The 23,740-nt window shown below is 60.5% G+C and carries 20 protein-coding genes; 12 read left to right on the top strand and 8 right to left on the bottom strand.

The window, feature by feature from the left end; all coding sequences use genetic code 11:
* Window positions 1–196: 196 nt before the first annotated feature.
* The 3 genes from AC07ZE_RS27350 to AC07ZE_RS27340 form a co-directional block, all read right to left on the bottom strand.
* Window positions 197–2,098 (bottom strand): PhoX family protein, encoded by a 1,902-nt coding sequence (locus AC07ZE_RS27350; protein WP_207267496.1) that lies wholly within the window; start codon window positions 2,096–2,098, stop codon window positions 197–199.
* Window positions 2,099–2,164: 66 nt separating this feature from the next.
* Window positions 2,165–2,929 carry a TOBE domain-containing protein gene (locus AC07ZE_RS27345; RefSeq protein ID WP_207267495.1) on the bottom strand — a complete coding sequence of 255 codons (765 nt, stop codon included), beginning with the start codon at window positions 2,927–2,929 and terminating at the stop codon, window positions 2,165–2,167.
* 185 nt (window positions 2,930–3,114) lie between these two features.
* The gene (locus AC07ZE_RS27340; protein WP_207267494.1) at window positions 3,115–3,855 is read right to left on the bottom strand and encodes a ComFC family protein; all 741 of its coding nucleotides are present in this window, start codon (window positions 3,853–3,855) and stop codon (window positions 3,115–3,117) included.
* 109 nt (window positions 3,856–3,964) lie between these two features.
* Here AC07ZE_RS27340 and bioB point away from each other — a divergent pair, with 109 nt between their 5' ends.
* The 10 genes from bioB (at window position 3,965) to AC07ZE_RS27290 (ending at window position 16,561) form a co-directional block, all read left to right on the top strand.
* Complete coding sequence (bioB, locus tag AC07ZE_RS27335; RefSeq protein WP_207267493.1) at window positions 3,965–5,020, top strand: biotin synthase BioB; 1,056 nt, start codon at window positions 3,965–3,967, stop codon at window positions 5,018–5,020.
* A 159-nt stretch (window positions 5,021–5,179) separates the two neighbouring features.
* Complete coding sequence (gene bioF / locus AC07ZE_RS27330) at window positions 5,180–6,358, top strand: 8-amino-7-oxononanoate synthase (RefSeq protein ID WP_207267492.1); 1,179 nt, start codon at window positions 5,180–5,182, stop codon at window positions 6,356–6,358.
* Window positions 6,351–7,082, top strand: a complete 732-nt coding sequence (locus AC07ZE_RS27325; protein WP_207267491.1) for an alpha/beta fold hydrolase — start codon at window positions 6,351–6,353, stop codon at window positions 7,080–7,082. The genes bioF and AC07ZE_RS27325 overlap by 8 nt, the downstream gene beginning before the upstream one ends.
* On the top strand, window positions 7,075–7,887 hold the full coding sequence (gene bioC, locus AC07ZE_RS27320; protein ID WP_207267489.1) for a malonyl-ACP O-methyltransferase BioC: 813 nt from the start codon (window positions 7,075–7,077) through the stop codon (window positions 7,885–7,887). Before AC07ZE_RS27325 ends, bioC begins: the two co-directional genes overlap by 8 nt.
* Window positions 7,884–8,564, top strand: a complete 681-nt coding sequence (gene bioD, locus AC07ZE_RS27315) for a dethiobiotin synthase (protein ID WP_207267488.1) — start codon at window positions 7,884–7,886, stop codon at window positions 8,562–8,564. Before bioC ends, bioD begins: the two co-directional genes overlap by 4 nt.
* Window positions 8,565–8,679: 115 nt before the next feature.
* The gene (locus AC07ZE_RS27310; RefSeq protein ID WP_207267486.1) at window positions 8,680–8,976 is read left to right on the top strand and encodes a pyrroloquinoline quinone biosynthesis protein PqqE; all 297 of its coding nucleotides are present in this window, start codon (window positions 8,680–8,682) and stop codon (window positions 8,974–8,976) included.
* 276 nt (window positions 8,977–9,252) lie between these two features.
* Window positions 9,253–11,058, top strand: a complete 1,806-nt coding sequence (locus AC07ZE_RS27305) for a phenylacyl-CoA dehydrogenase (protein WP_137805028.1) — start codon at window positions 9,253–9,255, stop codon at window positions 11,056–11,058.
* 285 nt (window positions 11,059–11,343) lie between these two features.
* The gene (locus AC07ZE_RS27300; protein WP_207267484.1) at window positions 11,344–12,636 is read left to right on the top strand and encodes a GGDEF domain-containing protein; all 1,293 of its coding nucleotides are present in this window, start codon (window positions 11,344–11,346) and stop codon (window positions 12,634–12,636) included.
* An 86-nt stretch (window positions 12,637–12,722) separates the two neighbouring features.
* Window positions 12,723–14,519, top strand: a complete 1,797-nt coding sequence (locus tag AC07ZE_RS27295) for an acyl-CoA dehydrogenase C-terminal domain-containing protein (protein WP_207267482.1) — start codon at window positions 12,723–12,725, stop codon at window positions 14,517–14,519.
* 263 nt (window positions 14,520–14,782) lie between these two features.
* Window positions 14,783–16,561: an acyl-CoA dehydrogenase C-terminal domain-containing protein gene (locus AC07ZE_RS27290; protein ID WP_207267474.1), complete on the top strand. Its 1,779-nt coding sequence runs from the start codon at window positions 14,783–14,785 to the stop codon at window positions 16,559–16,561.
* Window positions 16,562–16,788: 227 nt separating this feature from the next.
* Here AC07ZE_RS27290 and AC07ZE_RS27285 read toward each other — a convergent pair whose 3' ends face one another.
* Entirely contained in the window at window positions 16,789–17,697 is a 909-nt protein-coding gene (locus AC07ZE_RS27285; protein ID WP_207267473.1) for a LysR family transcriptional regulator, read from the bottom strand.
* A gap of 169 nt (window positions 17,698–17,866) precedes the next feature.
* On the opposite strand from AC07ZE_RS27285, the gene AC07ZE_RS27280 reads away from it, so the two are divergent.
* On the top strand, window positions 17,867–19,150 hold the full coding sequence (locus tag AC07ZE_RS27280; RefSeq protein ID WP_207267472.1) for an aspartate aminotransferase family protein: 1,284 nt from the start codon (window positions 17,867–17,869) through the stop codon (window positions 19,148–19,150).
* 211 nt (window positions 19,151–19,361) lie between these two features.
* Window positions 19,362–19,520: a YqaE/Pmp3 family membrane protein gene (locus AC07ZE_RS27275; RefSeq protein WP_003228885.1), complete on the top strand. Its 159-nt coding sequence runs from the start codon at window positions 19,362–19,364 to the stop codon at window positions 19,518–19,520.
* Window positions 19,521–19,651: 131 nt separating this feature from the next.
* On the opposite strand, the gene AC07ZE_RS27270 is transcribed toward AC07ZE_RS27275, so the two are convergent.
* The 4 genes from AC07ZE_RS27270 to pqqC are packed head-to-tail and all read right to left on the bottom strand — an operon-like array spanning window position 19,652 to window position 23,615.
* Window positions 19,652–21,478, bottom strand: a complete 1,827-nt coding sequence (locus tag AC07ZE_RS27270; RefSeq protein ID WP_207267471.1) for a S9 family peptidase — start codon at window positions 21,476–21,478, stop codon at window positions 19,652–19,654.
* Window positions 21,444–22,598, bottom strand: coding sequence for a pyrroloquinoline quinone biosynthesis protein PqqE (gene pqqE, locus AC07ZE_RS27265; protein WP_207267899.1), 1,155 nt, complete (start codon window positions 22,596–22,598; stop codon window positions 21,444–21,446). Before pqqE ends, AC07ZE_RS27270 begins: the two co-directional genes overlap by 35 nt.
* Window positions 22,591–22,866: a pyrroloquinoline quinone biosynthesis peptide chaperone PqqD gene (gene pqqD, locus AC07ZE_RS27260; RefSeq protein WP_095195887.1), complete on the bottom strand. Its 276-nt coding sequence runs from the start codon at window positions 22,864–22,866 to the stop codon at window positions 22,591–22,593. The genes pqqE and pqqD overlap by 8 nt, the downstream gene beginning before the upstream one ends.
* Entirely contained in the window at window positions 22,863–23,615 is a 753-nt protein-coding gene (pqqC, locus tag AC07ZE_RS27255) for a pyrroloquinoline-quinone synthase PqqC (protein ID WP_207267470.1), read from the bottom strand. Before pqqC ends, pqqD begins: the two co-directional genes overlap by 4 nt.
* Window positions 23,616–23,740 lie beyond the last annotated feature (125 nt).

The raw sequence follows: 23,740 nt of genomic DNA, 5'->3' as shown, positions 1-23,740 counted from the left end.
GCTGACTCCTGCGCGCAGCAGGCTGCTGCGTCCGGCCAGGCATGGTAGCGCAGACGAGCCGACTTTAGTGTTTAGGCTTGAGATGTGGGGCGTCTGGACTGACGGCATCGCGGGCAATCCCGCTCCCACAGGATATGCGCCATGTGGAAATCGGCACAGGACCTGTGGGAGCGGGCTTGCCCGCGATGTGGACTTATCAGGCGCCGATGATCCCGCCGTCTTCACGGGTAATGGCAATGACCGAAGAGCGCGGCTTGCCGTTGGGCAAGTGCTCGGGGAAGGTCGAACCGCCGAATTCGCCTGGATGCTGGATCCCCACAAACAGGGTCTTCTGGTCCGGCGAGAAGCTGATGCCCGTCACTTCGCAACCAATCGGTCCAACCATGAAACGGCGAATTTCGCCGGTCACCGGGTCGGCGCAGAGCATCTGGTTGTTGCCCATGCCGGCGAAATCCCCGGCATTGCTGGCATCGCCGTCGGTTTGTATCCACAACCGCCCGGCGTCATCGAAAGCCAACCCGTCCGGGCTGTTGAACATGTTCTGCGGCGTGATGTTCGATGAGCCGCCCTTCGGTGTGCCGGCGTGCACTTGCGGATTGCCGGCGACCACGAACAGGTCCCAGGAAAAACTTTTCGAACCGTGATCGTCGCGGTCGGTGCGCCAGCGCAGGATTTGCCCGTAAACGTTTTTTTCCCGCGGATTCGGACCGCCCGCCGGTTGCCCGTCTTCACCGCGCTTGGCGTTGTTGGTCAACGTGCAGTAGACCTGACCGTCCTTGGGACTCACCACGATCCATTCCGGGCGATCCATGCGCGTGGCTTTCACCACGCTGGCCGCCAGGCGCACGTTGATCAGCACTTGCGCCTGATCGGCGAAACCGCTGCCGGCATCGATGCCGTTTTTGCCGTGGGTCAGTTCGATCCATTCACCCTGGCCTTTCGGGTGATCGGCATTGTTGTCGCCGGCGTCGAAACGCGCCACGTACAAGGTGCCGTGGTCGAGCAAGTCGCGGTTGGCCTTGGGGGTTTTGTGATTGATTTTGTCGCGGCTGACGAACTTGTAGATGAATTCGCCGCGCTCATCGTCGCCCATGTACACCACGGCATGGCCGTCATTGGTTTCGGCCAGGGCGGCGTTTTCATGTTTGAAGCGACCCAGCGCCGTACGCTTGACCGGGGTCGATTGCGGATCGAATGGATCGATCTCCACGATCCAGCCGTGGCGGTTGAGTTCGTTGGGGTTTTTCGCCAGGTCAAAGCGCGCATCGTGCTGATGCCAGTTGATCTCTTTCCTGGTCGCCACCGCGCCATAGCGCTTCTGTGCTGCGTCGAACTTCTGCTCGGCCTGGGTGCTGCCGAAACAATCGGTGAAGTTCTCTTCGCAGGTCAGATAAGTGCCCCAGGGTGTTTTGCCGTTGGCGCAGTTCTGGAAGGTGCCGAGAACAGTCTTGCCGTGTGGGTCGGCGCTGGTTTTCAGCAGCTCGTGGCCAGCGGCCGGACCGCTCAGGCTGATCGGGGAGTTACCGTGGATGCGACGGTTGTAGCGCGAATCCTGGACGAATTGCCAGTGACCGTTTTTGCGCTGCACTTCGATGACCGCCACGCCTTCGGCGGCCAATGCCTTGTGTACCTCTTCGGCCGATTGCGGCATGCCGCCGTGGGGGTAGAGGTAGCGGTAGTTGGTGTACTCGTTGTTGATCGCCATCAGCGCCCGGTTGGGGTCGTCGGGAAAGGCGAACAGGCTCATGCCGTCGTTGTGATCACCGAACTGCACTTCCTGCTGCCCGGCGCTGCCATGGCCGCTCGGGTCGAAGGCCGGGCCGTTCTTGTGCAAGGGTTGACCCCAACTGATCAGCACCGAGGATTTGTAGCCTGGCGGCAGGCTGATGCTGTCGGCGGTGGCCGCGGGAATGCTGTCGAAACCCAGCAATTGGCTGGTGCCGGCATTGACACTGGCTGCCAGCACGCTGCGACTCAACAAGTTGCCGCCCAGAAACATCGCGGCGCCGCACAGGGCTCCTGCGCTGATGAATCCACGGCGGCTGAGGCCGACCATTTGTTCGAGGTCGGTGGTTTGGTGTTCTTCCAATAGGCTCACATCAGGCTCCCTGCGGTTTTTGCAGTCACCTTAATGATGGGTGATGACGGTTTTGTTGCAGCGCGTTTACAACGGCGTACCCAGTAGCACGTTGGACGGCGAAAACTGCACGCTCACCGTTTCTCCCGTGGCCAAGCGCCGCGATTGCAGGTGTTCGGGATCGGCCAGAGCGCAAAGTGTCTGGCCGTTGGGCAGGGCGATGCGCACTTCACTGGGGCCGTCTTCGGCGTCGAGAATTTCCTCGATCGTGCCTTTGAGGCAATTGTGTCCGGGCGTTGCGACGTAGTCGGCGCCGAGCAATTCAAGCCAGCCGGCCTTGATCAGGGCCACCACTTCGGTGCCGGGTTGCAGCTCCAGGCGCAGGGTGCTGTCGTGGGTGATTTGTGCGTCGATGTTCAAGCCTTCGGCCAATTCAAGGCGAACCCTGTCGTTGTGGCCTTGGGTTTCGATGGCGGCAACCTTGCCGTGCAATTGATTGCGCGCGCTGGTGCGCAGCATCAAACGGCTGAGCAGGTCGAGGTCGCTGGCTTGCTCGGCGGCTTCCAGTACCTGGGCCTGCAAGGCTTGCAGCTTTTGATACAGGCGCAAAACCCGCTCGCCTTCGCTGGACAGTTTGGCGCCGCCACCACCCTTGCCGCCGACGCTGCGCTCCACCAATGGCTTCTGCGCCAGGTTGTTGAGCTCATCGATGGCATCCCAGGCAGCCTTGTAGCTCAGGCCCGCGCTTTTCGCCGCTCGGGTGATCGAGCCCTGTTCGGCAATGTGTTGCAGCAGGGCGATTCGCTGCGGCCGACGGACAAGGTGTTGGGACAACAATGTGGGCAGGGACATGGCAGAGCGCTTCGATCTGTGACGATGGAGGGGACGTTGGCGGCTGAGAGCCTGGGAGTCAAGTCGAGCCACGGTCCTTGTGGGAGCGAGCCTGCTCGCGAAGAGGTCGTGTCAGACGAAATCACGGCTGCTGGCACACCGCCCTCGCGAGCAGGCTCGCTCCCACAGGGTAATGGGTTTTCAGGTCAAACCGTTTCGCCAGGTTTTGGGGTGCGAGCCAGGCAATACACATCGACTCGCGTGGCGCCTGCATCCACCAGCAGGCGAGCCAGGGCCTGGGCCGTGGCGCCGGTGGTCAGCACGTCGTCTATCAGTGCCAGGTGACGTCCTACGACTGCTGCACCAGGTGCCAGAGCAAAAACGTTACGCAGGTTTCGCCGCCGGTCGTTGGCGTTCAGCACTTGTTGCGCGCTGGTGTCCTGAGTTCTCAGCAGCAGGCGTTCATCACAGGGCAAATCGAGGCGGCTGCTGAGCCAGCGAGCCAGCATCGCCGCCTGATTGAACCCCCGTTGGCGCAGCCTGCGGGTGGCAAGCGGCACTGGCACCAACAAGTCGGGACGCGGCAGTTCATCTTCGAAGCGATGTTGCACGGCTTGGACGAGCAGCTCGGCCAGCAGGTGGCCAAAGGGCCACTTCGCGCTGTGTTTGAAGCGGGTGATCAGGCTGTCTATCGGAAAATTGTAGCTCCAGGGGGCAATGACGTTTTCGAAAGCCGGCGGCTGTTTCAGGCACTGGCCACAGGTCAGGCCAGCTGCGGGTAACGGCAGGGCGCAGGTCTGACAGTGATCGCCGAGCCAGGGAAGCTCCGTTTCGCAGGCCATGCAAAGGGGCGTATCACCATCGGCGGCTTCGTCGCAAAGCAAACAGAATTGTTTGTTTTTTAACCAGATGTAAACCTGTTCATTGTGTTGTGGTTGACAGCGCATCGCTCTTCCTTAAATATGCCGAACATCCGTGTGGCGCCTGTGGGTATTCCGTCCCGCAGGCGTTTGCCCAGCATAAAACCTTGTACGGCTTAAAATAAAGGTAACGCCCATGAGCGCCAGCACCTCTGCAACCCTGCGTCATGACTGGTCTTTGGCCGAAGTCAAAGCACTCTTCGTTCAACCATTCAATGACTTGCTGTTTCAGGCGCAGACCGTGCACCGCGCGCATTTCGACGCCAACCGCGTCCAGGTGTCGACCCTGTTGTCGATCAAGACCGGTGCCTGCCCGGAAGATTGCAAATATTGTCCGCAGTCCGGTCACTACAACACCGGCCTGGAAAAAGAAAAGCTGATGGAGGTGCAGAAGGTCCTCGAGGAGGCCGCCCGCGCCAAGGCCATCGGTTCGACCCGTTTCTGCATGGGTGCGGCGTGGAAGCACCCGTCGGCCAAGGACATGCCGTATGTGCTGAAGATGGTCGAAGGCGTAAAGGCCTTGGGTCTGGAAACCTGCATGACCCTTGGTCGCCTGGATCAGGACCAGACCGAAGCGCTGGCCAAGGCTGGCCTCGACTACTACAACCACAACCTCGACACCTCGCCGGAGTTCTACGGCAGCATCATCACCACCCGCACCTACGCCGAACGCCTGCAAACCTTGGCATATGTGCGTGATTCCGGAATGAAGATCTGCTCCGGTGGCATCCTCGGCATGGGTGAGTCCCTCGACGACCGCGCCAACCTGCTGATCCAGTTGGCCAACCTGCCGGAGCATCCGGAGTCGGTGCCGATCAACATGCTGGTGAAAGTCGCCGGTACGCCACTGGAAAATGCCGACGATGTCGACCCGTTTGACTTCATCCGTATGCTCGCCGTCGCCCGGATCCTGATGCCTAAATCCCATGTGCGCCTGTCCGCCGGCCGCGAAGCCATGAACGAGCAGATGCAGGCCCTGGCGTTCCTGGCTGGCGCCAACTCGATTTTCTACGGCGAAAAACTGCTGACCACCGCCAACCCACAGGCCGACAAGGACATGCAACTGTTCGGGCGCTTAGGGATCCTGCCGGAAGCGCGCGAAGAGCACGCCGACGAAGTGCATCAGGCTGCCATCGAGCAGGCGCTGGTGGAGCAGAAGAACAGCGAGCAGTTTTACAACGCTGCCGTTTGAATCGTCCGCCATTGACCTGATTGAAATGTAAAACCCTGTGGGAGCGAGCCTGCCCGCGAATGGGATCTGACTATCGACATTTTTGTTGACGGTGAGGCCCTCTTCGCGAGCAGGCTCGCTCCCACAGTGGACTTGTGTCACTGGATAGACGAGGCCTGCATGTCTTTCGATCTCGCCGCACGCCTGGCTGCCCGTCGTGCCGAAAACCTATACCGCCAACGCCCGCTGCTCGAAAGCCCGCAAGGCCCTGAGGTAGTTGTCGATGGCCAGCCATTGCTGGCGTTCTGCAACAACGACTACCTGGGCCTGGCCAATCACCCGCAAGTGATCGAAGCCTGGCGCGCGGGTGCTTCGAAATGGGGTGTTGGTGGCGGCGCTTCGCATCTGGTGATCGGCCACAGCGGGCCGCATCACGCGCTGGAAGAAGCCCTGGCCGATCTGACCGGGCGCCCGCGCGCCTTGCTGTTCACTACCGGTTACATGGCCAACCTTGGCGCGGTCACGGCGTTGGTGGGGCAGGGTGATACGGTGCTCGAAGATCGGCTTAACCACGCGTCGCTGCTGGATGCCGGGCTGTTGTCCGGGGCGCGTTTCAATCGCTACCTGCACAACGATGCGGCGAGCCTGGCCGCACGTCTTGAGAAAGCCACCGGCAATACGCTGGTGGTCACTGATGGTGTGTTCAGCATGGATGGCGACATCGCCGATCTGCCGGCATTGGCCCGGGAAGCCAAGGCCAAGGGGGCATGGCTGATGGTCGACGATGCTCACGGTTTCGGCCCGCTGGGCGCGAATGGCGGCGGCATCGTCGAGCATTTCGGATTGAGCATGGATGACGTGCCGGTGCTGGTCGGCACCCTCGGCAAGGCGTTCGGCACGGCGGGGGCGTTTGTCGCCGGCAGCGAAGAGCTGATCGAGAGCCTGATCCAGTTCGCCCGGCCCTACATCTACACCACCAGCCAACCGCCCGCCCTGGCCTGTGCCACGTTGAAAAGCCTGGAACTGCTGCGCAGCGAGCATTGGCGTCGTGAGCATCTACAGACGTTGATCCGTCAGTTCCGCCAGGGCGCCGAGCAGATCGGCCTGGAATTGATGGACAGCTCCACGCCGATCCAGCCGATCATGATTGGCGACGCCGGGCGCGCGGTGCGCTTGTCGCAGATGCTGCGCGAACGCGGCTTGATGGTGACCGCGATCCGCCCGCCGACCGTGCCCGCCGGCAGCGCCCGCCTGCGTGTGACCCTGACCGCCGCCCACAGTGAAGCGCAGGTGCAGCTATTGTTAGAGGGACTGGCCGATTGTTTTAAACAACTTGGACCGGAGCCAAGCGATGCGTGACCGACTGATTCTGCTGCCCGGCTGGGGCCTCGGAATTTCGCCGCTGGAACCCTTGGCCGCGGCCCTGCAAGGCCTGGACGAGCACCTGCGGGTGGAAATCGAGCCATTGCCGGAACTGCAGTCGAGCGATCCTGAGGAATGGCTCGATGAACTCGACTCGACGATCCCTCAGGACACCTGGCTCGGCGGTTGGTCACTGGGCGGCATGCTTGCGTCGCAGTTGGCGGCGCGTCGCGGTGATCGGTGCTGCGGCTTGTTTACGCTGGCGAGCAATCCTTCTTTTGTTAGTCATGAACAGTGGCCAAGTGCGATGCCCGGGGAAACCTTCGATGCGTTTCTGGCGAGCTGCATCGCCGACCCGCGCATGACCTTGAAACGCTTTTCGTTGCTCTGCGCACAAGGCGCCGAAGACCCGCGCGGGTTGTCTCGGTTGTTGCTCGGTGGTGCGCCACATAGCGCAGCGCCCGTGTTGATGAGCGGCCTGGAAGTGCTCGCGCAACTGGATACCCGGCAAGCCTTGCAGGCTTTTCGCGGACCGCAGTTGCATCTGTTCGCCGGCCTCGACGGCCTGGTGCCTGCCGAAGCGGCGGGCGATTTGCTGACGTTGCTGCCCGATGTCGAAATCGGCCTGATCGAACAGGCCAGCCACGCGTTTCTTCTGGAAGATCCCCACGGCGTGGCGGGGGCGATCCAGGCCTTTTTGCATGAGTGCGGCGATGACTGATTTATCCCTTCCCACCCCACCTGGGGGGTTGCCTGACAAACGCCAGGTAGCGGCTTCGTTCTCCCGTGCTGCGGAGAGTTATGACAGCGTGGCCGAATTGCAGCGTGATGTCGGCAGCCAGCTGCTGAGCCGTTTGCCGGACGATTTCGTGCCGGCGCGCTGGCTCGACTTGGGCTGCGGCACCGGGCATTTCAGTCGCGCGCTGGGTGAGCGGTTCCCGGCGGGGCACGGCGTGGCGTTGGACATCGCCGAAGGCATGCTCAAGCACGCCCGACCATTAGGCGGTGCCACGCACTTCATCGCCGGCGATGCCGAGTGTCTTCCACTGCGCGACTCGACCTGCGACCTGATCTATTCCAGCCTGGCGGTGCAGTGGTGCGCGGACTTCGCTTCGGTACTCAGCGAGGCTTATCGCGTGCTGAAGCCTGGCGGAATATTCGCGTTTGCTAGTCTGTGCGTGGGGACTTTGTTAGAACTGCGTGACAGTTGGCGGCAGGTGGATGGCATGGTGCACGTCAACCGCTTCCGCGAGTTCACGGTTTATCAGCAGTTATGCGCGGCCAGCGGTTTGCAGCCGATCAGTCTGCAAACCCGTCCCCACGTGCTGTACTACCCGGATGTGCGCAGCTTGACCCACGAGCTCAAGGCGCTGGGCGCGCACAACCTCAACCCTGGTCGGCCGGGCGGATTGACCGGTCGGGCGCGGATTCTGGGATTGATCGAGGCCTATGAGCAATTTCGTCAGGCCCAGGGCCTGCCGGCGACTTATCAAGTGGTGTACGCCGTTATGGAGAAACCCTTATGAGTGCAGCCTATTTCATCACCGGCACCGACACCGATGTCGGCAAAACCACGGTGGCCGCCGGTTTGCTCTACGCCGCACGGTCTTCGGGCCTGAGCACGGCGGCGGGTAAACCGGTCGCCTCCGGTTGCGATGTCACGCCCAAGGGCTTGCGCAACGCCGATGCCTTGGCGCTGCTGGCGGAATGCTCGGTGCCGTTGACGTATCAGCAGGTCAATCCGTTTGCCTTCGAACCGCCCATCGCTCCGCATCTGGCGGCACGCGAGGCGGGTGTGGCATTGACGGTGCAGTCGCTGTTGATGCCGATGCAGCAGATTCTCGACATGCGAGCCGACTTCACCTTGATCGAAGGCGCCGGTGGCTGGCGCGTGCCGCTGGCGGATCAGGACAATCTGTCCGACCTGGCGATGGCGCTGGGGCTGCCGGTGATTCTGGTGGTCGGCGTGCGTCTGGGGTGCATCAACCATGCGTTACTGACCGCCGAGGCCATCGCCCAGGACGGTTTGCAACTGGCGGGGTGGGTGGCCAATATCATCGATGCCAAGACGTCGCGGCTGGAAGAAAACCTGGCGACGCTTGCCGAACGGATCCCGGCACCGTGCCTTGGACGGGTGCCGAAACTCAAGGTGGTCACGGCCGAAGCGGTGGCGGAGCATCTTCAGCTGGATTTGCTGGACTGAAGGTGTGGGCTTTGTCTATGACAAGGCACTGTGCCATTAGTGTTTTTGTCGGGTGTTTTGCTCACGCGTCTGCTTCAATGTCCGCTGTTGATCCTTTGAAAGGACGAGTTCTCCCATGGAAATCTCAGGAAGCACCGCTTTTTACGCCGGTCTGAGCACTATTCAGACAGGGCAGAACCGTGTCGATCTAGCCGCCGGGCAGATCGCCAATAATACGATCGAGCGTTCGGTCACCAGCCAGTCCTCCGATGTTCAGGTCGATCGCCTGCGGTCGGTCGATCGCAGCCAGCAATCGGACCTGGCCAGCAGCATGGTGGAGATGGCCCAGGGTAAATTTCAGGTGGAACTGGGTGTGAAAGTCGCCAAGGCATCCGATGAAGTGCTCGGTACGTTGATCGATACCTTCGCCTGACGCTTGTGAACCCGTAACGCCGACGCCGCGATCATTCGCGGCGTTTTTCTGCGTAAGTCCTTCTCTGCAAACTATTCTTTCCTACACTGCGTGTAGCTCGTCGAGCGCCGTTGCGGTGCCGTGTGCGTTGGTGTGGCGATGGGGTGATGACGAATGGCAAATGATCGGCGCTTGACAAGCTTTTGGCGTAAACGTATGTTTCAAACAACTGTTTGACCGCCACAACACATCCACGCGGTCGTTCATTCCCGGTTACATCAGCAGAGGTTTATCGCTATGCCTGACTACAAGGCCCCCTTGCGTGATATTCGCTTCGTTCGTGACGAACTGCTCGGCTACGAAGCGCACTATCAGAGCCTTCCGGCTTGCGCGGACGCAACTCCGGACATGGTTGACGCCATTCTCGAAGAAGGCGCCAAGTTTTGTGAGCAGGTACTGGCTCCGCTGAACCGTGTGGGCGACCTTGAAGGCTGCACCTGGAGCGAGTCCGGCGTTAAAACCCCGACAGGCTTCAAGGAAGCGTACAAACAATTCGTCGAAGGCGGCTGGCCAAGCCTGGCTCACGACGTCGAGCACGGCGGCCAAGGCCTGCCGGAATCCCTGGGTCTGGCCATCAGCGAAATGGTGGGCGAATCCAACTGGTCGTGGGGCATGTACCCGGGCCTGTCGCATGGCGCGATGAACACCATCTCCGAGCACGGCACGCCTGAGCAGCAAGAGGCTTACCTGACAAAACTGGTGTCCGGCGAATGGACCGGGACCATGTGCCTGACCGAACCTCACTGCGGTACCGACCTGGGCATGCTGCGCACCAAGGCCGAGCCTCAGGCTGATGGTTCCTACAAAGTCTCCGGCACCAAGATCTTCATCTCGGCCGGTGAGCACGACATGGCCGACAACATCGTCCACATCGTGTTGGCCCGCCTGCCGGATGCACCGGCCGGTACCAAAGGTATTTCCCTGTTCATCGTGCCAAAGTTCCTGCCGAACGCAGACGGTTCGATCGGTGCACGTAACGCGGTGTCCTGTGGTTCCCTGGAACACAAGATGGGCATTCACGGCAACGCCACCTGCGTGATGAACTTCGACGCGGCCACCGGTTTCCTGATCGGCCCGGCGAACAAAGGCCTGAACTGCATGTTCACCTTCATGAACACCGCACGTCTGGGTACCGCGCTGCAAGGCCTGGCCCATGCTGAAGTCGGCTTCCAGGGCGGCCTGAAATACGCTCGCGATCGCCTGCAAATGCGCTCGCTGACTGGCCCTAAAGCGCCGGACAAAGCTGCCGACCCGATCATCGTGCACCCTGACGTACGCCGCATGCTGTTGACCATGAAGGCGTTCGCCGAAGGCAACCGCGCAATGGTTTACTTCACCGCCAAGCAAGTCGACATCGTCAAGTACGGCGTGGACGAAGAAGAGAAAAAGAAAGCCGACGCACTGCTGGCGTTCATGACCCCAATCGCCAAAGCCTTCATGACCGAAGTCGGTTTCGAGTCGGCTAACCACGGCGTGCAGATCTATGGCGGCCACGGTTTCATCGCCGAGTGGGGCATGGAGCAGAACGTGCGCGACAGCCGCATTTCCATGCTGTACGAAGGCACCACCGGCATCCAGGCACTCGACCTGCTGGGTCGTAAAGTACTGATGACTCAAGGCGAAGCCCTCAAAGGTTTCACCAAGATCGTGCACAAGTTCTGCCAGACCAACGAAGGTAACGAAGCGGTCAAAGAGTTCGTTGCACCGTTGGCTGCACTGAACAAGGAATGGGGCGAGCTGACCATGAAGGTCGGTATGGCTGCCATGAAGGATCGCGAAGAAGTCGGCGCGGCGTCGGTGGATTACCTGATGTACTCCGGTTACGCCTGCCTGGCCTACTTCTGGGCCGACATGGCGCGCCTGGCGGCCGAGAAACTGGCTGCCGGCACTTCCGAGGAGGCGTTCTACACCGCCAAGCTGCAGACTGCGCGCTTCTACTTCCAGCGCATCCTGCCGCGTACCCGCACTCACGTTGCAACCATGCTGTCGGGCGCCAACAACCTGATGGACATGAAAGAAGAAGACTTCGCGCTGGGTTACTAAGCCTTAACGCAGTTCTTCAAGAAACCGCTGGTCCTTCGGGATCAGCGGTTTTTTTTTGCTTGAAGAATGTTCAATGGCCACCTGTCGGGCATGGCTTATGACTGAAGTGCAACCCGATGCTCCGGTTACGAACTGCCGAAAAAAACCTCGTCCAATTGCTCAGTAAGTCCGTGCTTCTGCCGTTAACAATGATGGCCATGTGACCTTGGTCAGAATGTGTGTGCGTATTAACCTGCATTGCAGGCACAATGCCATCAACTTGCTATGACGGTCGGAGCTTTACCCTTGCCGCGTTCTTCCGCTGTGCGTTTGAGTCATTTCCTGCCGTCGTTGCTGCTGTTGCTGGCGGGGCTTGCGGCTGCGTACGTCAAGGACCTGAACGTCTTCTTCACCTCGCTGTTCAACGTACTGCCAACCCTGGTGCTGCTGCTCGGCGGTGCTTATTGCGCGGTTTACCGACGTCAACGTGAACTGTTTCTGATGGTCACGGTGTACATCGCCTACTTCCTGCTCGACACCCAGACTGACTACTACCGCGACAACGGCAAAGTGCGCGAAGACGCCGCGGTGGTCTTTCATTTGTGCTGCCTGTTGCTGCCGTTGATGTTTGGGGTATTCGCTGCGTGGCAGGAGCGAACACATCTGTTCCAGGACATGGTGGCGCGTTTTGCCGTGTTGTTGGCGGTGGGCAGCGTGGCGTTGGGGTTGGAGAAGAGCTATCCACAGGCGTTGCTGATGTGGCTGTCAGAGATCCGTTGGCCGGCCTTGCACGGCGCCTGGATGAGCCTGATCCAGCTGTCGTATCCGGTGTTCATCGCGTCGTTTGTGCTGCTGGCCTGGCAGTACTGGCGCAACCCGAGGCCGCTCCACGCCGCACAACTGGTGGGCTTGCTCGGGCTGTTCTGGATGTTGCCGAAAACTTTCATTCTGCCGTTCACCTTGAACATCATGTGCAGCCAGGTGATGTTGATGATCGCCGCCGCCGTGGCCCATGAGGCTTATCAAATGGCCTTCCGCGACGAGCTGACCGGTCTGCCGGGCCGCCGCGCACTGAACGAACGCATGCAGCGTCTGGGACGCAACTATGTGCTTGCGATGAGCGATGTCGATCACTTCAAGAAATTCAACGACACCCACGGCCACGATGTCGGCGACCAAGTGTTGCGACTGGTGGCCAGTAAATTGTCGAAAATCGGTGGCGGCGGTAAGGCGTATCGCTACGGGGGTGAAGAATTTGCCTTGGTGTTTGCAGGCAAGACTCTTGAAGAGTGCATGCCGCACCTGGAAGTGATCCGCGAATCCATCGCCACCTACAACATCCATCTGCGCAATCAGGACAGCCGTCCGCAGGATGATAATCAGGGGCGCCAGCGTCGCTCCGGTTCCACCGCTTCGAGCGTGTCGGTCACCGTCAGTATCGGCGTCGCTGAACGGGTTGAGCAACGCACCCCTGAAGAAGTGCTTAAGTCCGCCGACCAGGCGCTCTACAGTGCCAAGGGCGCCGGGCGTAACTGCGTGATGGCATTCGGGCAGAACCGCCGTGGCGCCGTGCGCATGGACGCCGCTACGGTTGAGTGATGATGGCGCATTCAGCGTCTGGACTGTGATTGTGAGGCAAGGTTGCCAGCAGTAGGTTGAACAAATCTGCCGCCGGAGAAACGACCATGCCTGAGTACAAAGCTCCCCTGCGCGACATGCGCTTTCTGATCGACCACGTCTTCGACTTTCACAGCAACTACGCGGCGCTGGGGGCCAATGACGCCAGCCCGGACATGATCAATGCGATCCTTGAGGAAGGCGCGAAATTCTGTGAGAACGTGCTGTCGCCCCTCAATCGCAGCGGCGACGAAGAGGGCTGCCATTTCGACAATGGCGTGGTGACGACGCCCAAAGGCTTCAAGCAGGCTTTCGCACAATACGTGGAAGGTGGCTGGCATGGCCTGGCGGCCGATCCGGCCTACGGTGGCCAGGGTTTGCCCAGCTCTCTGGGACTGGTCATCAGCGAAATGGTGGCTTCCAGCAATACGTCGTGGGGCATGTACCCCGGCCTGACCCATGGCGCCATGTCGGCGATCCACGCCCACGGCACCGAAGAACAGAAACAGACCTATCTGAGCAAACTCACCGCCGGTCAGTGGACCGGCACCATGTGCCTGACCGAAGCCCATTGCGGCACCGACCTGGGCATCATCAAGACCCGCGCCGTACCCCAGGCCGACGGCAGCTATGCCATCTCCGGCAGCAAGATTTTCATCTCGGCCGGTGAACACGACATGAGCGACAACATCATTCACCTGGTGTTGGCGAAATTGCCGGATGCACCGGCCGGGACCAAAGGCATTTCGCTGTTTATCGTGCCCAAGTTCCTGCCCGATGCCGCGGGCGAAGCAGGAGAGCGCAATGGTGTGTCTTGCGGCTCCATCGAACACAAAATGGGCATCAAGGCTTCGGCCACTTGCGTGCTGAATTTCGACGAGGCCAAGGGCTTTTTGATCGGTGAAGCGAACAAGGGCCTGAACTGCATGTTCACCATGATGAACCACGCGCGGCTGGGTACTGGCATGCAGGGCTTGTGTCTGGGCGAGGCGAGCTTCCAGGGCGCGATCAAGTATGCCCATGAGCGTTTGCAGATGCGCGCGTTGACCGGCCCTGAAGCCCCGGAAAAAGTGGCCGACCCGATCATCGTGCATCCCGACGTACGCCGGATGTTGCTGACCATGAAGGCCTTCAACGAAGGCAACCGCGCACTGACCTACTTCACTGCGCAGTTGCTGGACGCCGCGCACCTGGGTGCGGATGAAACGGCGCGTCAGGATGCCGAAGACCTTCTGGCGTTCCTGACGCCGATCTGCAAGGCCTTCATGACCGAAACCGGCCTGGAAGTGACCAACCACGGGATGCAGGTGTTTGGTGGCCATGGCTTTATCCGCGAGTGGGGGATGGAGCAACTGGTGCGCGATTGCCGCATCGCACCGATCTATGAAGGCACCAACGGCATCCAGGCGCTGGACCTGCTTGGGCGCAAAGTCCTCGGCAGCCAGGGCAAACTGCTGCGTGGCTTCACCAGAATCGTTCACAAGTTTTGTGCGGCGAACGCCGGGCATCCTCAACTGGCCAGCTATGTGGCTCAACTCAATGAGCTGAATCAGCAATGGGGTGAGTTGACGACCCGGGTAGGCATGGCGGCGATGAAAAACCCGGATGAAGTCGGTGCTGCGTCGGTGGATTACCTGATGTACAGCGGCTATATCGTCCTCGGCTACCTGTGGTTACGCATGGCGTTGGTGGCGCAGGCACAGCTAGAAACGGGTGAAGGCCATGCCGATTTCTGCCGGGCGAAACTGGCGACCAGCGAGTTTTACTTCAAGCGATTGTTGCCGCGTACTGCCGCTCATCGGACGGCGATCGAGGCGGGGAGTGACTGCCTGATGCAGCTGCCGGCGGAGTTATTTGCGCTCTGACGCCAGCCCTTTGTAGGAGCGAGCTCGCGATGGTCGTGAACGATAACGTGTAAATCCTGACACCAGTGGCACCCTCAGGTTTTTCGCGAGCGAGCTCGCTCCTACCGTTTCATCCCTCTCAATCCTCGCACATGGCGATGACCAAAAATTACAAAGCGGTCATGTGCTGACCCTATGTGTCGCAAACGTTGTTGGGTTACACTCGGACCCATTCAAAACACTCTCCCTGTGAATAACTTGTATTAGATCTTGCGAGGTTTGCCATGGCTGACTACAAAGCGCCCCTGCGCGATATGCGCTTCGTCCTCAATGAAGTTTTCGAGGTCGCCAAACTCTGGGCCGAGTTGCCGGCGCTGGCCGATACCGTTGACGCTGAAACGGTCGAAGCCATTCTCGAAGAAGCCGGCAAGGTCACCAGCAAAAGCATTGCGCCCCTGAGCCGCGCGGCTGACGAAGAAGGTTGCCACTGGTCGGACGGTGCTGTCACCACCCCGGCCGGTTTCCCACAGGCCTATCAGACTTACGCTGAAGGCGGTTGGGTCGGCGTGGGCGGTGATCCGGCCTACGGCGGCATGGGCATGCCCAAGGCGGTTTCGGCCCAGGTCGAAGAGATGGTCAACTCCGCCAGTCTGTCGTTCGGCCTGTACCCGATGTTGACCGCCGGGGCTTGCCTGTCGATCAATGCCCACGCCAGCGAAGAACTGAAAGCCGCCTATCTGCCGAACATGTACGCCGGGGTCTGGGCAGGCTCCATGTGCCTGACCGAGCCGCATGCCGGCACCGACCTGGGGATCATCCGCACCAAGGCCGAACCTCAGGCCGACGGTTCCTACAAGGTCAGCGGCACCAAGATTTTCATCACCGGCGGCGAGCACGACCTCACCGAAAACATCATCCACCTGGTGCTGGCCAAGCTGCCGGACGCGCCGGCGGGGCCGAAAGGCATTTCGCTGTTCCTGGTGCCCAAATTCCTGGTCAATGCCGACGGCAGCCTGGGCGCGCGCAACCCGGCCAATTGCGGTTCAATCGAACACAAGATGGGCATCCAGGCGTCCGCGACCTGCGTGATGAACTTCGACGAAGCCGTGGGTTATCTGGTCGGTGAGCCGAACAAAGGCTTGGCGGCGATGTTCACCATGATGAACTACGAGCGTCTGGGCGTCGGCATCCAGGGCCTGGCCAGCGGCGAGCGCTCCTACCAGAACGCCGTCGAATATGCCCGTGACCGCCTGCAAAGCCGTTCGCCGACTGGTGCGCAGAACAAGGACAAGGTGGCCGACCCGATCATCGTCCACCCGGACGTGCGTCGCATGTTGCTGACCATGAAAGCTTCCAACGAAGGCGGTCGTGCTTTCTCGACCTACGTGGCGATGCAACTGGACACCGCCAAGTTCAGCGAAGACGCCACCACGCGCAAACGTGCGGAAGATCTGGTGGCGCTGCTGACCCCGGTGGCCAAGGCGTTCCTGACCGATCTTGGCCTGGAAACCACCGTGCACGGCCAGCAAGTGTTCGGCGGCCACGGCTACATCCGCGAATGGGGCCAGGAACAATTGGTGCGTGACGTGCGCATCACCCAGATCTACGAAGGCACCAACGGCATTCAGGCGCTGGATCTGGTGGGGCGCAAGATCGTCGGCAGCGGCGGAGCGTTCTACAACCTGTTCGCAGACGAGATTCGCCACTTCACGGCGACTGCCAGCCCTGACCTGGTGGAGTTCACCAAGCCGTTGAACGATGCCGTGACCACCCTCGACGAACTGACGGCCTGGTTGCTGGACCGGGCGAAAGCCAATCCGAACGAAATCGGCGCCGCTTCGGTGGAGTACCTGCAAACCTTCGGTTACGTGGCCTATGCCTACATGTGGGCACTGATGGCCAAGGCAGCTTTGGGCAAGGAAGCGCAGGGCGATTTCTATGCGAGCAAACTGGGCACGGCGCGGTTCTATTTCGCTCGTCTGTTGCCGCGAATTCACTCGTTGAGCGCCTCGGTGAAAGCTGGCAGCGAGTCGCTGTTTCTGCTGGATGCGGCACAGTTCTGACAATGTAACGTCATGTAAGCATTCTCTTACATGACGTGCTGCTTTTCTCCCATAGAAGCAGATTGGATCCACAGCTAATCTACTTCTCATGGACGTCGCGCAGGAAGCGCAAAGCAACAACACGGACACGTAGGATTCTGCCAGGACGGCGGAGTGAAATGGATGTCAGGGAAACAGTCTGCAAAGCCCCGCTTCGGCGGGGTTTTCTTATGCCTGCGAAAAAGTATTCAGCTCAGGCCGTCCCGTTCATCCGGCCGACTCATCACCTCTTCAAGCAATGTCCGCAGCAACGCCAACGAGGCCTGTTGCCGTTGCACATCGCGACACACCAATCCGACTTTCAGTGGCACGCGTGGTTCGGTCAGGGGTTTCCACAGCAAATCCTTATTGCCATGCGCCTTTTGTGAACGCCCCGGCAACACCGTCGCCAACTGCGTGTGCGGCAGGCTATCGAGAATCCCGGCCATGTTATTCAGTTCGGCTTGCACCTGTGGCCGGCGTCCCAGGTTTGCCAATTGCGCCTGCCAGATTTGCCGCACCTGAAACTCTTCACCCAGGAGCAGCATGGGCAATTCAGCGGCCTGGCTCATGGACACTTTCTTGAATTCCCGCAATGGATGCTCAGCCGGGATCACAAGGGTCAGTTCATCTTCGTACAACATGACGCCATGCAGCCCCGGTTGGCGGGGCGGCAAGTAACTGATGCCGATATCCAGTGACCCATTGAGCAGTCGTCGCTCGATTTCCAGGCCCGTCAGTTCATAGATCTGCACCACCAGATGCGGTTGCTCCCTGCGTACCCGTTCGAGCATCTGCGGCACCAGGCTGGTATGCACGGTCTGCAAGACACCGATGGCCAGCGTACGCAGCGCTTGCCCCTTGAAATTGCCTAGCGCTTCGCGTGCCCGTTGCAGACCGTCGAGCAAGGGCAGGGCGTGGTTGTACAGCGTGTGGGCCGCGAGTGTCGGCAGCAGGCGTTTGCTGCTGCGCTCGAACAGACTCACATCGAGGATCTGCTCGAGGTGGCGGATCTGCTGGGACAGCGCCGGTTGGGAGATGGACAGTCGCTCGGCGGCGCGGCCTACATGGCCTTCTTCATAGACCGCGACGAAATAACGCAGTTGCTTGAAATCCATAAGTAATACTTATCGAAAATGCTCGGAAATCGAAATGGCTCAACGCCTTGTCTGAGCCTAGTCTACCGGTATTCACAAGGCTTACAGGGCCACAGAACACGATGAATACCGTTTGCTTCGATGGTGTTTACATAGGTAATGCAAAAAACCTCAAGCGAGGGTTGAACGAATGAATTTGTTCAGCCTGCGCCGTCATTTGCCGAGTCTTGATGATCTGGTGACGAACGCATCTTTCCCGTCCAGTAGCGACAACCTTTCCAGCGAGTGTCTGATGCCCAGTGTCGCGCGGCCGCAGCAGGTTTTTGTACGCGGCCAGGGCTCATGGCTGTGGGACAGCGATGACCGCGCCTATCTGGATTTTTCCCAGGGCGGCGGGGCCAACAGCCTCGGCCACAGCCCCAAGGCGTTGATCAACGCGATAGCGGCGCAGGCTCAGACACTGATCAATCCCGGTTTCGGCTTGCACAATCGCGGCATGCTCAACCTCGCCGAGCACTTGTGTACCGGCACCGGCAGCGACCAAGCGTATCTGCTCAACACCGGCAGCGAAGCCTGTGAAGCAGCGATCAAACTGGCGCGCAAATGGGGTCAACAACATCGCGGTGGCGCTTCGCGAATCATCGTTGCCAGCAAGGGGTGTCATGGCCGTAGTTTGGGGACGATTCCGGCGTCGGACAGTTCGACGCTGATCAACCGATTCGAGCCGCAGCTTCCGGGCTTCAACCATGTGCCGTTCAATGATCTTCCGGCGCTGCACTCGGCCGTGGATGAGCAGACGGTAGCGATCATGCTCGAGCCGATCCAGAGCGAGGCCGGGGTGATTCCGGCCACGGCGCATTACCTCAAAGGCGTCGAGCGCCTCTGCCGAGAACTCGGCATCCTGTTGATCCTCGACGAAGTGCAAACCGGCATCGGTCGCTGCGGTACCTTGCTCGCCGAACAATCCTACGGCGTCCGGGCCGATATCGTGGTGCTCGGCAAAGGGCTGGGTGGTGGCGTGCCTCTGGCGGCCCTGCTGGCGCGGGGGAGGGCCTGCTGTTTCGACACCGGCGAAATGAGCGGTACCCACCATGGCAATGCGCTGATGACCGCGGCGGGCCTGGCCGTGCTCGACAATATGCAGGACAAAGGATTTCTCGAGCATGTCGGGGAAACCGCCCAGCACCTGCGAGAAGGTCTGCAGCGCTTGTCCCATCGATATGGTCACGGCGAATTGCGCGGCCAAGGGCTGCTCTGGGGCCTGACCCTTTCCGACGATTGCGCCGACGACGTGGTCAAAGCGGCGTTGTACGAAGGCTTGCTGCTCGATGCCCCACAACCCGACTGTCTGCGCTTTACCCCCGCTTTGACTGTCAGCAAAGGCAACATCGACGAAATGCTGCTGCGCCTGGCCCGCGCCTTCTCCCGAGTACGCACCGCACAAGTGCAGTGCCGCAAGGGGATTGCCGTCTGAGTCGGGACGTTCCCGGCACAAAATTCCTGAACCGTCTCGCGGTATAACGCACGCCCTTCGCCTGATTTTTTTGGCGTGGGGCGTTTTTTTGTCCGCGTGATTCACCCTTGATGAGCGGGTACCACGAAGTATTGATGTGAACCCTGACCAACGGCACAGGTCGATTGCATGTATGGTTCGCACGAGCCGACTTCAATCAGGAGCTGACCCCATGGATTTTATTCGCATCATCATCGCCATTCTGTTGCCGCCGTTGGGTGTGTTTCTGCAAGTAGGCTTCGGGGGGGCGTTCTGGCTGAATATTCTGTTGACCCTGTGCGGTTACATCCCGGGGATCGTGCATGCGGTGTATATCATCGCCAAGCGCTGAGTCTTGCATGGCCTGGTAGATTGCTTTCGCGAGCAGGCTCGCTCCCACAGGGTTTTGCGTGCACCGCAGATCCTGTGGGAGCGAGCCTGCTCGCGAACGGGAGGACGCAATTTCCGCTTTGAGCACAGACCTCAGCCTTCAAGATCCATCACCCGCCGATAAAACAACCATTCCTGCTCCAGCGCATGGGCCTGGTTGCCGGCCTTGCGAAAGCCGTGGCGTTCGTCCGCGTAGTAATGAGCCTCGACCAGAATGCCGTTGTTTTGCAACGCCTCGACCATGTCGCGGGTTTGCTGTGGCACGACCACGGCATCCAGTTCCCCCTGAAAGAAGATCATCGGTACGCGGATGTTGCCCGCATGCAACAACGGCGTTCTTGCGGCGTAGCGCTCGGCGTCCTGCACGGGATCGCCGATCAGCCAATCCAGGTAGTCGCCCTCGAACTTGTGTGTCGCCCGACCCAAAGCGACGGGATCGCTGACCCCATAAAGACTGGCGCCGGCCCGGAACACGTCGTGGAAGGCCAGCGCGCAAAGTGTGGTGTAACCACCGGCGCTGCCGCCGCGAATGAACGCCTTGGCACCATCAATCAATCCGCGTTCGGCGAGATGTCTGACCACCGCGCAGGCGTCTTCAACATCGACGTCACCCCAACTCAAATGCAGGGCCTGGCGGTAGGCCCGACCATAGCCGCTGCTGCCACGGTAGTTGAGGTCGGCCACGGCGAAACCGCGCTGGGCCCAGTACTGAATGCGCGGATCGAGCATCGGGTAGCACGCGGATGTCGGTCCGCCGTGGATGAACACCACCAGTGGCGGTTTTGCTTCGCCATTCATCGCCGGGTAGAAGAAACCGTGGGCCTCGCCCGATCCGCTTGGATAGCGCAAGGTTTGCGGGTGGCTGATCTGCTCGGCGGGCAAAGGTGCGATGCCGCCGGCCAGCACCTTGACCTGGCGGGTCTGGCGCTCGATGGCAATCACCGCCGAGGAGCTGACCGGCGAGGCCGCGATGCAATAAATGAATTGCTCATCCAGGGCGAGACTGCGAAAGCGGCTGTAGTCGCCCGTGAACGCTTCACAGCTGACCCCGCAAACGCCCAATCGACCAAAACCGCCTTCGGTCCAACTCGCCAGATAATGGTCCTTGCCCAGCGGTAACCAAGTGCAGCCGCCAAGTTGCCAAGGGGCAGGGCCATGATCGGCCGCAGCGCTCGGCAATGGGATCAGACCGTTTGCCGACTCGCCCCAAGGCTGCCAGTAACCGCCACGATCCGTCAGGCACAGCAATCGGCCGCTGCTATCAAACCGAGGTTGTTGCAGGGATTCTTCAGCTTCATCACCGGCCACGCAGCGGGCCGGTCCAAATTCACCATCGCCCTGGCGTTCGGCAACCATCAAACGGGTCGCGGTCCAGGGCTGATCCGGGCGACTCCACTCGATCCACGCCAGACGCCGCGCATCAGGACTGAGGGTCGGGGCGGCGTAGAAGTCGGCGCCTTCGGCCAGCAAATGGCGCTGGCGGTCGACCAGATCGATTGCCACCAGGCGGTGTCGGTCGCGGTTTTCTTCAACTGCCAGCACCTGACCCTTGGCGTACTGCAAGTCGCCGTAGCGGCAGATGCCGGATGTCAGCACCTCGGGTGCCTCGCCCTTTAGCGATTGGTGATACAGCTGCTGGTCGGCCTCGTTGACGAAAACCACCCCATCGTCCGTCAGACAAAACGCACCACCACCGTATTCGTACACCCGACTGCGCACGCTGAAACCCGGTGGCGTCAGGCAGTTCGCTGCGCCATTGCGCCAATGCCAGATGCGGCAGGCGGCGTCCTCCGGGCGGTATTCGTTCCAGAACAAGCCCTGTTGACCGACCAGCAATTCGGCAAAATCGATGCCCGCTGCAACGGCTTTGGCGGCGCTGAAGGGTTCAGCTTTTGGCGATGAGGCGTGAGTTTCGTTCATTGCGAAAGGCCAGTTGTTCAATGGTCTGGGTCGCGTGCTCAGCCTCTTCGCGGGCCCTGAGGATCACGCCGTGATGATGCGATTTGCTGCACACCGGGTCGGCATTGCTCGCGTCACCCGTGAGCATGAACGCCTGGCAGCGACAGCCACCGAAGTCTTTTTCCTTCTCGTCGCAGGAGCGGCACGGCTCGGGCATCCAGTCGTAACCGCGAAAACGGTTGAAGCCGAACGAGTCGTACCAGATGTGCTGCATGCTGTGGTCGCGCACGTTGGGAAATTGCACCGGCATCTGTCGGGCACCGTGACACGGCAGCGCCGTTCCGTCCGGCGTGACGGTCAGGAAAATACTGCCCCAGCCATTCATGCAGGCTTTGGGGCGTTCTTCATAATAGTCCGGCGTGACAAAAATCAGCTTGCACGGATGCCCTTCGGCTTCCAGTCTGGCGCGGTATTGATTGGTGATGCGTTCGGCACGGACCAGTTGTTCCCGGGTCGGCAACAGCCCCACGCGATTGAGCTGCGCCCAACCGTAGAACTGGCAGGTCGCAAGTTCGACGAAGTCCGCCTCCAAGGCAATGCACAGCTCGATGATGCGGTCGATTTTGTCGATGTTGTGCCGATGGGTAACGAAATTCAGCACCATCGGATAGCCGTGGGCCTTTACCGCGCGGGCCATTTCCAGCTTCTGCGCGAAGGCCTTTTTCGAACCGGCGAGCAGGTTGTTCACTTGCTCGTCGCTGGCCTGGAAACTGATCTGGATGTGATCGAGGCCTGCCTTCTTGAAGTCGCTGATTTTCTGCTCGGTCAGGCCGATGCCGGAGGTGATCAGGTTGGTATAGAACCCCAGCTTGCGTGCCTCGGCGATCAGCTCGTCGAGGTCCTGGCGCACCAGCGGTTCCCCCCCGGAAAAGCCCAACTGCGCCGCACCCATTTCCCTCGCTTCGCGGAACACTTTGATCCACTGTTCAGTGGTCAGCTCTTTGCCTTGTTCGGCGAAATCCAGCGGGTTGGAACAGTATGGGCATTGCAGCGGGCAGCGGTAGGTCAGCTCGGCCAGCAGCCATAGCGGCAGGCCGATTTCCGGTTTGGGCGGTAACTTGTCTGACGCGTTATCAGGCAAGTTCGATCCAGTGCTGAGCACGGGCGACCTCCATGAATTGCTCGATATCGTCACCGAGCTCGGGCACGCCGGGGAACTGTTTGTCGAGTTCGGCGATGATCGCTGCAACGTCCCGCTCGCCATCAATCAGGCCACCGATCAACGCGGCGCTTTCATTGAGTTTAATCATGCCTTCCGGGTACAGCAGCACATGGCCTTTTTGCGCCGGTTCGTACTGGAAGCGGTAGCCGGGACGCCAGGTTGGAGTCTTGCTGCGATCGAAACTCATAAGGTGATTCCTTTGTGCCAGACCCGTTGCCCGGTCACGCTGTGATAGGGCGGGCGATTGAGTTCGTAGGCCATGCTCATGGCATCGAGCATGCTCCAAAGAATGTCCAGTTTGAACTGGAGAATTTCCAGCATGCGCTCCTGGCCTTCCCGCGTTGTGTAGTGCTGCAAAGTGATCGCCAGGCCGTGTTCGACATCACGGCGCGCCTGGCCCAGGCGCGTGCGGAAATACTCGTAGCCGGCCGGGTCGATCCACGGGTAATGCTGCGGCCAGCTGTCCAGACGCGACTGGTGGATCTGCGGTGCGAACAGTTCGGTCAGCGAGCTGCTGGCCGCTTCCTGCCAGCTGGCGCGGCGGGCGAAGTTGACGTAGGCGTCAACAGCGAAACGCACGCCGGGTAGCACCAGTTCCTGGGAGCGCAGCTGATCGGGGTCGAGGCCGACTGCCTGGCCCAGACGCAGCCAGGCTTCGATGCCGCCGTCTTCGCCGGGGGCGCCGTCGTGGTCGAGCAGACGCTGAATCCACTCGCGGCGGATCTCGCGGTCCGGGCAGTTGGCCAGGATCGCGGCATCTTTGAGCGGGATGTTCACCTGATAGTAAAAGCGGTTGGCGACCCAGCCCTGGATCTGCTCGCGGGTTGCCCGGCCTTCGTACATCGCCACGTGGTAGGGGTGGTGAATGTGGTAATAGGCGCCTTTGGCGCGCAGGGCGGCTTCGAATTCGGCGGGGGACAATGGGGTGTCGGTCATTGCGGGTCTCCGGGGAACAACCGTGAAAATCTTTGGTGTCTGGACTGGCCTCTTCGCGAGCAGTCTCGCTCCCACAGTTGATCGCATTCTCCTGTGGGAGCGAGCCTGCTCGCGAATGACCGCGC

The organism is Pseudomonas sp. GW101-3H06, assembly GCF_059424605.1.
The sequence above is the reverse complement of the archived record's forward strand: the minus strand, read 5'-3'. Positions and strand labels throughout refer to the sequence as shown.